Source organism: Actinosynnema sp. NPDC059797 (assembly GCF_042732085.1).
GTDB lineage: Bacteria > Actinomycetota > Actinomycetes > Mycobacteriales > Pseudonocardiaceae > Actinosynnema.
In genome coordinates this window covers 1-8,675 of sequence record NZ_JBHWIE010000304.1, presented here as the reverse complement: position 1 = coordinate 8,675, position 8,675 = coordinate 1, and the positions used below count along the sequence as shown (strand labels likewise).

8 protein-coding genes are annotated in these 8,675 nt (G+C 75.1%); 3 read left to right on the top strand and 5 right to left on the bottom strand.

Going from position 1 to position 8,675, the window contains the following annotated elements:
- Positions 1–128 precede the first annotated feature (128 nt).
- From ACFV4N_RS35220 to ACFV4N_RS35210, 3 genes are read right to left on the bottom strand one after another with little or no spacing between them, the layout of a single operon-like run.
- A complete protein-coding gene (locus ACFV4N_RS35220) occupies positions 129–1,364 on the bottom strand; it encodes an MFS transporter (protein WP_499676988.1) in 1,236 nt (411 codons plus the stop codon).
- 34 nt (positions 1,365–1,398) lie between these two features.
- Positions 1,399–1,818, bottom strand: coding sequence for a GlcG/HbpS family heme-binding protein (locus ACFV4N_RS35215; RefSeq protein ID WP_499676987.1), 420 nt, complete (start codon positions 1,816–1,818; stop codon positions 1,399–1,401).
- A 35-nt stretch (positions 1,819–1,853) separates the two neighbouring features.
- Complete coding sequence (locus tag ACFV4N_RS35210; RefSeq protein WP_499676986.1) at positions 1,854–2,291, bottom strand: nuclear transport factor 2 family protein; 438 nt, start codon at positions 2,289–2,291, stop codon at positions 1,854–1,856.
- Between the two features lie 274 nt (positions 2,292–2,565).
- Here ACFV4N_RS35210 and ACFV4N_RS35205 point away from each other — a divergent pair, with 274 nt between their 5' ends.
- Positions 2,566–3,945, top strand: coding sequence for an FAD-binding oxidoreductase (locus ACFV4N_RS35205; protein WP_499676985.1), 1,380 nt, complete (start codon positions 2,566–2,568; stop codon positions 3,943–3,945).
- 19 nt (positions 3,946–3,964) lie between these two features.
- Here the strand turns inward: ACFV4N_RS35205 and ACFV4N_RS35200 are convergent, their stop codons facing one another.
- Both ACFV4N_RS35200 and ACFV4N_RS35195 read right to left on the bottom strand, forming a co-directional pair.
- Positions 3,965–4,684 carry a uracil-DNA glycosylase gene (locus ACFV4N_RS35200; RefSeq protein ID WP_499676984.1) on the bottom strand — a complete coding sequence of 240 codons (720 nt, stop codon included), beginning with the start codon at positions 4,682–4,684 and terminating at the stop codon, positions 3,965–3,967.
- Entirely contained in the window at positions 4,681–5,694 is a 1,014-nt protein-coding gene (locus tag ACFV4N_RS35195; protein ID WP_499676983.1) for a LacI family DNA-binding transcriptional regulator, read from the bottom strand. Before ACFV4N_RS35195 ends, ACFV4N_RS35200 begins: the two co-directional genes overlap by 4 nt.
- Before the next feature lie 113 nt (positions 5,695–5,807).
- Between ACFV4N_RS35195 and ACFV4N_RS35190 the strand changes: the two genes are divergently transcribed.
- Both ACFV4N_RS35190 and ACFV4N_RS35185 read left to right on the top strand, forming a co-directional pair.
- Entirely contained in the window at positions 5,808–7,733 is a 1,926-nt protein-coding gene (locus ACFV4N_RS35190) for a discoidin domain-containing protein (protein WP_499676982.1), read from the top strand.
- Between the two features lie 85 nt (positions 7,734–7,818).
- On the top strand, positions 7,819–8,472 hold the full coding sequence (locus ACFV4N_RS35185; protein ID WP_499676981.1) for a hypothetical protein: 654 nt from the start codon (positions 7,819–7,821) through the stop codon (positions 8,470–8,472).
- Positions 8,473–8,675: the final 203 nt, after the last annotated feature.

The window sequence follows — 8,675 nt, the reverse complement described above, 5'->3', positions numbered from 1 at the left end:
TGGGGGGGGGCGGCGGGGGGGGGGTGGGGGCGGGGCCCCGCCCCGGCGCCCGCCCGCGGGGGGCGGCCTCGTCCGGGCCCCCCACCGGGGGGCGGGGGGGGGGCCCCTCGGCCGTGCGCGCGGCGGGCCTACGCGGTGACGGGGTCCGCCGCGGCGCCGGCGGTGGTGCCGACGGCCGGCGCCTCGCCCGGCACCTTGAGCAGACCGGTCGCCCACGTGGCGGGCAGCACCACGGCGCAGACGACCAGGCCGGTGAGGACCACCGCGTTCGGGCCGCCGGAGGACAGCGCCAGCCCACCGGCCACCGCGCCCACGGCGATGCCCGCGTTCACCGCGGAGGCGCCCAGCGTGGCGGCCAGGTCGCCGCCCGGACCGGCCAGCGTGATGACCCGCAGCTGGAGCGACGGGACGAGCCCGAAGCCGACCAGGCCCCACAGCGCCAGCGCCGCGGTCGCGAACACCGGCGACGCGCCCAGCAGGTAGAGCCCGCCCAGCGCGACGATCAGCAGCACGTTGGCGACGACCAGCGTGCGCGTCGCGCTGCGGTCGGCGAACCGGCCGCCGAAGAACGTGCCGATGGCGCTCGCGATGCCGTAGGCGAGCAGGAAGGCGCTGATCAGCGAGCCGGTGATGCCGGTGACCTCCTCCAGGTACGGCGCGAGGTAGGTCAGCACGGTGAACTGCCCGCCCAGCAGCAGGAAGCCCACCCCGAGCGTGGCGAGCACCCGGCCCGCGAACGCCGACTTCGCCTGCGCGCCGAGCCCGGTGGGCGCGGCGCTCCGCACCGGCGGCACCAGCAGCAGCGTCGCGGTGAGCGCGATGACGCCCAGGACGACGATGCCGGCGAAGGCCGCCTGCCACCCCATCGCCTGGCCGATCAGCGTGCCGAGCGGCACGCCGAGGACGGTGGACACCGCGATGCCGCCGAAGACCATGCCCATGGCCTGGCCGCGCTTGTTCGGCGCCACCAGCGCGGCGGCGATCGTCGACGCCACGCCGATGAACAGCCCGTGGACCGCGCCGGTCGCCAGGCGGGCGGCCAGCAGCGCGCCGAACCCGACGGCGAACACGGCGAACAGGTTGCCGGCGATGTAGACCACGAGCGACGCCCACAACAGCGTGCGGCGGCCGAACCGGATGGTCAGGGCGGTCACGATCGGACCGCCGACGGAGATGCCGAGCGCGTAGGCCGTGACGAGCTGCCCGGCCGTGCTCACCGACACCGACAGGTCGTCGGCGACCAGGTTCAGGATGCCGACGATCACGAGTTCCGCCGTGCCGATGACGAAGGCTCCCAGCGCCAGCGCCAACAGGGCCACGGTGCTGCGGGGGTGCCCCTCGCCCGTCTGCGTGGTCGTGCTCATGTCCAGTACCTCGTCTTCCTCGCGGGTGTCGTGCTCAGACCGCTGCGGCGGCCAGGCCGACCAGACCGGCCTCCGCGACCGGGTGGTCCTCGCCGCCCTTGCCGCCGGCCACGCCGACGGCACCGACGACCACGCCGTCGATCGTGATCGGCGCCCCGCCGGGCAGGATCACGACGTCCGGCTGGGCGGACAGGCCGGCCAGCAGCGGCGGGATGCCCGCCGCGAACTGCACGAAGTCCTCTGTGGACATCCCGATGCCGGCCGCGGCGATCGCCTTGCCGGTGGCCAACGAGGTGTTGAGGAACGTCGCGCCGTCCATCCGCTCGAACGCCTTGAGGTTGCCGCCGTCGTCGACGACCGAGATGGCGACGCTGACCCCCAGCTCCTCCGCGCGCGCGAGGGCGGCGTCGAGCACGCGTCGGGCGTCGTGCCGGGAAAGGGTGACCGTGCTCATGCACTGCTCCTAGAGTGTCGTGCTGCCTGGATCCGCTACCGGTAAGTGACGTCGAGCAGGCCGAACGCCTGACCCGCGAGGATCGGGTCGAAGTACTCCCAGTACTCGTACAACTTCCCGTCGTCGTCGAACTTGAAGACGCCGAGGTAGCTGTTGTGGTACTCCTCTCCGCTGCCCTTGAGCACCAGGTCCGAGTCGAAGCGGGCGAGCACGGTGTCGCCGTCCGCCCACACCTCCCTGATCGGGAAGCTCAGCTCGGAGAAGTTGTCCGGCATCCCCTTCCACCGCTCGTGGATCGCCGCCTTGCCGACGATGTGGGCGGGGAACATCCGGGTGCCGTACGGGTAGTAGTGGTCCGCGTCCTCGGCCCACAGCTCCATCCACGCGGGGATGTCGCCCTCTTCGAGCAGGCGGAGGAACTCGGACACCGCCGCGGTGTTGCGGTCGCGCAGGGCACCGCCTTCGTCGGCCATGGGGAACCCCCGGTCTTCCGGTCACGTGGACCCCCAGCATCGCGCCGCGCGCGAAGGGGGAACCAGGACCGACTGGTCGTGGCACCGCGAGTACCAGGTTGGGCCGGGGCGTTCGCGCAGGTCGTCCCGACGACCCGCGCCCGCGCCCGGAAGCACCACTCTTCCGGGTGACAGACCGGTGTCGACCGCCCACGCACTCCGTGCGATCGCCGTGGGCAACCCCCGGATCCCGGCCCTAGTGTCCCGGACATCCCCCCTCGCCGTTGGAGGACCGATGACCACCACGACCTCTTCCCCGTCCCGCACCGTCGCCAACGCCCTGCGGGCGGTCGTCCGCTGCCCCGTGCTGGTCCCGGGCTCACCGGAGTACGACCGCGGCCGGCGGGTGTGGAACGGCCTGGTGGACCGGCGCCCGGCGGCGGTCGTGCGGTGCGCGGACGCGGCCGACGTGGCGGACGCGGTGCGGGTCGCCCGCGACCACGGCGCGCCGCTGTCGGTCCGGGGCGGCGGCCACGACTGGGGCGGTCGGGCGATCCGCGAGGGCGGCGTGGTGCTCGACCTCTCCGCGATGCGCGGGGTGGACGTCGACGCCGGCGCGCGGACCGCCCGGGTCCAGGGCGGGTCGTTGGCGGGCGGGGTCGCCGCGGCCCTGGCGGCGCACGGGCTGCGCGCGGTGACCGGCACGGCCAACGCGGTCGGCATCGCCGGGCTGACGCTGGGCGGCGGCTACGGACCGCTGCTCGGCGCGCACGGGCTCGCGGCGGACAACCTGCTGGGCGCGGAGGTCGTCCTGGCCGACGGCACACCGGTGACCGCGGACGCCGAGGAGAACCCGGACCTGTTCTGGGCGCTGCGCGGCGGCGGCGGCAACTTCGGCGTCGTCACCGGCCTGCGCTACCGGGTGCACCCGATCCCGACCGTGCTGTCCGGCATGGCGATGTTCCCGCTGGCGCAGGCGCCCGCCGTGCTGCGCGGCTACCGGGAGCTGCTCGCCGAGTCGCCGGACGAGCTGGCGCTCATCGGCGGCTTCTCCAGCGGCCCCGACGGCAGCCCGCTGATCATGCTGTACCCGACGTGGAGCGGGAACCACGCGGCGGGCGAGCCGTACCTGCGGCGGATCCGGTCGCTGGGCACGCCGGTGTTCTCGCGGTTGGGCCCGATGACCGCGCCCGAGCAGCTCGGCCTGCTCGACCCGTACGTCGTCGACGGCAGGCACAACACGGTGACGAACCGGTGGTTGCCCGCGCTCACCGAGGACGTGTGCGACGTGCTGGTCGACGCCACCCGGCGGGTCACGTCGCCGCTGTCCTCGCTGACGCTGCACCACTTCCACGGCGCGGCGACCCGCGTGCCCGTCTCGTCGACCGCGTTCGGGCTGCGGGACGAGCACGTGCTGCTGGAGGTCATCACCACCTGGGCGCCCGGTTCCCCGGACAGCGGCGGCGCCCACCGCGAGTGGGCGGACGCGCTGGTGGAGGAGCTGGAGCCGACGGCGCTGCCCGGCGGTTACCCGAACCTGCTCGGCCCCGACGACCACGAGCGCGCGATGGCCGCGTTCGGCCCCAACACCGCGCGGTTGCTGGAGGTCAAGCGGCGCTTCGACCCGGACGGCGTGTTCACCGCGGTGCCCGGCCTGCTCCCGGCCGCGGGCTGAGGGCCGTCCCGGCCTCCCGTCACCGACCCCGCAGGGGGGCTCGGCGATCGGGGGTCGCGCGGGCGATGTCCAGGGCCCTGGCCAGCACCGCGTCCAGCATCGCCTCGGTCAGCACCCCGGTGTTGGTGTTCTGCCGGCTCGGGTGGTAGCAGCCCAGCAGCACCGGACCCGCGTCCGGGCGGTACTCGGCACCGTGCCCGAACCGGGGCCTGGGCCGGGCGCCCGCCCACCGCGCGGCGGCGTCCCACGCGAAGCCGCCCAGGGCCACCAGCACCCGCAGGTCGCCCAGCGCCGCCACCTCCTCGGACAGGAACCGCGAGCAGGTGTCCCGCTCGACCGGGGTCGGCCGGTTGCCCGGCGGCGCGCACCGCACCGCCGACCCGGTCCACACCCCGGTCAGCCGCAGCCCGTCACCGCGGTGCTCGGAGGTGGGCCGGTCGGCCAGCCCCGCCCGGTGCAGGGCCCGAACCACCCAGTCCCCGGTCGGGTTCCCGGTGAACGCCCGCCCCGTGCGATTGCCGCCGTGCGCGGCGGTCGCCAGGCCCAGCACGTAGATCCGCGCCCCCGGGTCGCCGAAGCCCGGCACCGGCCGCGCCCAGTACTCCTGGCCCGCGAACCGGGCCGGCGGGCGCGCGGCGACCTCGCCCCTCCACCGGACGAGCCGCGGGCACCGCGTGCAGGCTTCCACGCGCCGGCCGATCCCGTCGAGGAGGGCGCGGGCCCCGGGCGCTCCCGTCACGGCCGCGGTCCGGGCCGCGCCGGCGCGGGCCCCGTCGAACCGCGCACGACCAGCGTGGTGGACAGCTCCAGGTGCAGCGCCTCGGGCCGGTGGCCGTCCAGGACGCGCATCAGCTGGGTGACCGCGAGGCGGCCCATCTCCCGCAGCGGCTGGCGGACCGTGGTCAGCGCGGGCCGCGTGGCGCGGCTCAGGTCGATGTCGTCGAAGCCCGCCACGGACAGGTCCTCCGGCACGCGCAGCCCACGGTCGAACGCGGCGTGCAGGGCGCCCACGGCGAGCTTGTCGTTGAAGCAGGCGATCGCGGTGGGCCGGTCGGGTCGGTCCAGCAACTCGCCCGCGGCCCGCAGGCCCTCGGCCGCGGTGGGCTCGACGTGGTGGACCCGGTCCGGCGCGGGCAGCACGCCGACCCTGGCCAGCGCGGCGTGGTGGCCCGCCGTGCGCGCGTCGCCCGCCAGCCACTCCTCCGGGCCCGCGATCACGCCGATGTCCCGGTGCCCCAGCTCGACCAGGTGCGCGGTCAGGGCCCGGGCACCGGAGAAGTGCGCGGCGGACACCGCGGCGACGTCCGGCGGCGGTGGCGTGCGGGGGTCGACCACGACGAACGGGAAACCGCGCCGGGCCAGCGCCACGAGCCGGTCGCCGTCCTCGGGCGGCAGGACGAGGATCGCACCGGCCACGCCCGGCTCGTCGGGCAGCCCGTCGAGGGTGTCGGCGTGCTGCGCCGCCTCGCCCGCGTCCAGCACCACGCGCGCCCCGTGCAGGCGCAGCGCCTCGGCGATCGAGGAGACGATCAGGCCGAAGTAGTCGGTGAGCACGTACGGGCACCGCACGTGCACGGTGCGCGGCCCGCCGTCCTCGGCCCGCCGCCGCTCGACGGCCCGGAGCACCAGCTCCCGGGTGCGCGGGGAGACGTTGACGTGGTCGTTGAGCACGCGCGACACCGTGGCGATGGACACGCCGGTCTCCGCCGCGATGTCGCGGACCCTGGCACGTCGCCGATCGGTCTCCACGTGATCACCATACTCCTGACCTGGGCCTTGACGTGCGGTGGTGGTGACGTGTTCCATTCCGGAACAAGTTGTTCCACAGTGATTGCTCTCTTGTTACACGAAGTGGGTGGCTGATGAGGAGAACCGTGCGCGGCGTGGCGGCGGTCACGACCGCGGTGGCCTTGACCTGCGGTGGCGCGGTCGCCGCACAGGCGAAGGGCCCCGACCGGGGCGCCGTGGAGGCCCGCGTGTGGGTCACCGCGGCCGACCGGTCCGAACTGCTGGCCGAGCGCCCGCGCGTCGCGTTCGGCACCGCGCCGTCGACGCACCCGACGATCGTGGTCGACCCCGACCGCGCCTACCAGGCGGTCGACGGCTTCGGCGCCTCGATCACCGACTCGTCGGCGGCCCTGCTCGCCGGCCTGCCGCCCGCCGTGCGCGCGAAGACCATGCGCGACCTGTTCGACCCGGTGCGCGGCATCGGCGTCAGCTTCCTGCGCCAGCCGATCGGCTCCTCGGACTTCACCGCCGAGGCCGAGCACTACACCTACGACGACGTCCCCGCCGGGCAGACCGACTTCGCCCTGCGGCACTTCACCATCGACCGCGACCGCGCGCGGGTGCTGCCGCTGCTGCGCGAGGCCAAGCGGCTCAACCCGGCGCTGAAGGTCATGGGCACGCCGTGGAGCCCGCCCGCGTGGATGAAGACCACCGGCTCGCTCGTCGGCGGCCGGCTGGAGGACGACCCCCGGATCTACGACGCCTACGCCCGGTACCTGGTGAAGTTCGTCCAGGCCTACGCGGCGGAGGGCGTGCCGATCGACTTCCTGTCGGTGCAGAACGAGCCGCAGAACCGCACGCCCGACGCCTACCCCGGCACGGACATGCCGGTCGCCCAGCAGCTGAAGGTGATCGAGGCGCTGGGGCCGAAGCTCAGGCTCGCCGGCCTTCGCACGAAGATCCTCGCCTACGACCACAACTGGGCCACCCACCCCAACGACGTCGCCGCCACCCCGCCCGGCTCCGACCCCGAGACCGACTACCCGTACGAGGTGCTGCGCGGCCGGGCGTCCCGCTGGGTCGCGGGCACCGCGTTCCACTGCTACTACGGCGACCCGAGCGCCCAGACCGCGCTGCACGAGGCGTTCCCGGACAAGGGGATCTGGTTCACCGAGTGCTCCGGCTCGAAGGGCGCCGCGGACCCGCCCGCCAAGGTCTTCCGCGACACGCTGACCTGGCACGCCCGCAACGTCGTCATCGGCGCCACCCGCAACTGGGCGCGCTCGGCGGTGAACTGGAACATCGCCCTGGACAGCACCGGCGGCCCGCACAACGGCGGCTGCGGCACGTGCACCGGCCTGGTCACCGTCCAGCCCGACGGCTCGGTCACCGCGGACGCCGAGTACTACACGATCGGCCACCTGGCGAAGTTCGTGAAGCCGGGCGCGAGGCGCATCGCCAGCACCTCCTTCGGCACCACCGGCTGGAACGGCCAGGTCATGGACGTCGCGTTCCGCAACCCCGACGGCTCGACCGCCCTGGTCGTGCACAACCAGAACGACGACCCGCGCACGTTCGCGGTCACCGTCGGCAGCCGCACCTTCGAGTACACCCTCCCGGGCGGCGCGCTGGCCACGTTCACCTGGCCGCGCAGCGCGGCGCTGCGCACCACCCTGGACCAGGTGCCCCTGGCGGGCGCCACGGCCACGTCACCGCTCGGGGAGGACCCGGGCCTGGCCGTGGACGACGACGCCTCCACCCGCTGGAGCAGCGGCGCCGCGCAGGCCGCGGGCCAGTACCTCCAGCTCGACCTGGGCGGGCGCAAGACCTTCCGGCGGGTCGCCCTGGACAGCGGCGGCAACCTGGGCGACTTCGCGCGCGGCTACGAGCTGTCCGCCAGTGACGACGGGCGCACGTGGCGCACCCTGCGCGCGGGCGCCGCGAACGGCCAGCTGACCACCGTGGACGTGCCGCCCACGAGCGCGCGGCACCTCCGGATCACGGCGACCGCGGCCGCGCCGAACTGGTGGAGCCTGGCCGACGTCCGGCTCTACCGCTGACCGTTCGGCGACCACGCCGCCCGGTCGGCCTGGTCTTGCGCCCCCGGGACACCTGCCCGGCGGGACGTTCGAGCGGGGAGCGGGAGTGCACGGCCATTCGGGAGCCCGGGGACCGGCGGACGCCTCGGCCGGGGAACTGCTGGTGATCTGCGCCGCGGTCGCGGAGCGGGCGGCACCGCTGTGCCGCGTCCTCGGGACGCCGGAGCAGGTGGCGTGGGTGGAGGCGTCGCTGGACCTCGCGTGGGCGGCGGCCGCCGGCGAGCCCGTGGCGGACGGGTGCGCGGAGGCGCTGGACGAGCTGGGTCACGACCTCGACGAGGACGAGGAGGACGACCCGGGCAGCGCCGAGTTCCTCGTCGACCGGTCCCTCGACCTCGTCGGCATCGCGCTGGCCGGCGCCCTGCGGCGATCCCCGTCCAACGCCGTGCTCGCGCTGAACACGCTGCGCACGGTGGCGGGCCTGCTGGACGTCGAGGTGATGGGCAGGCGGCCGGTCGTCGTGCGGTACGGGGAGCCGCCACCACCACCCGGCCCGCTCGCGGAGAAGGAGCTGGGAGCGCAGCGGGAGGTGACGGCCCTGCTCGCCGCCCGCGGCGAGGGGGTGGTGCCGCCCGTGGTGGTCGCCCGCGCGCGGGCGGCCGCCCGGGAGCACGCGGCGGCGTTCACGCCGGTCGTCGAACGCCTGGCCGTGCTGAACGACTGGGGGTTCGACGACCGGGGTGGCGCCCCGCGGCGCTAGGAGCAGAGGGCGACGTCCACGGTGGCGCGCAGCTGCGCCGGTGCCCGGCCCGGCAGCGGCCCGCCGCCGGGCAGCTCCTGCCGGAACCGGCACCTCGTGGCACGCGGCCTAGCCCGTGTTTCAAAGGTTGAGGTGAGCGGCGGCGTGTCGGTGGCCGGAACGTGGCGAGGTCTCCGGTAAGTGGGTTAGCGACCAAGCAAACC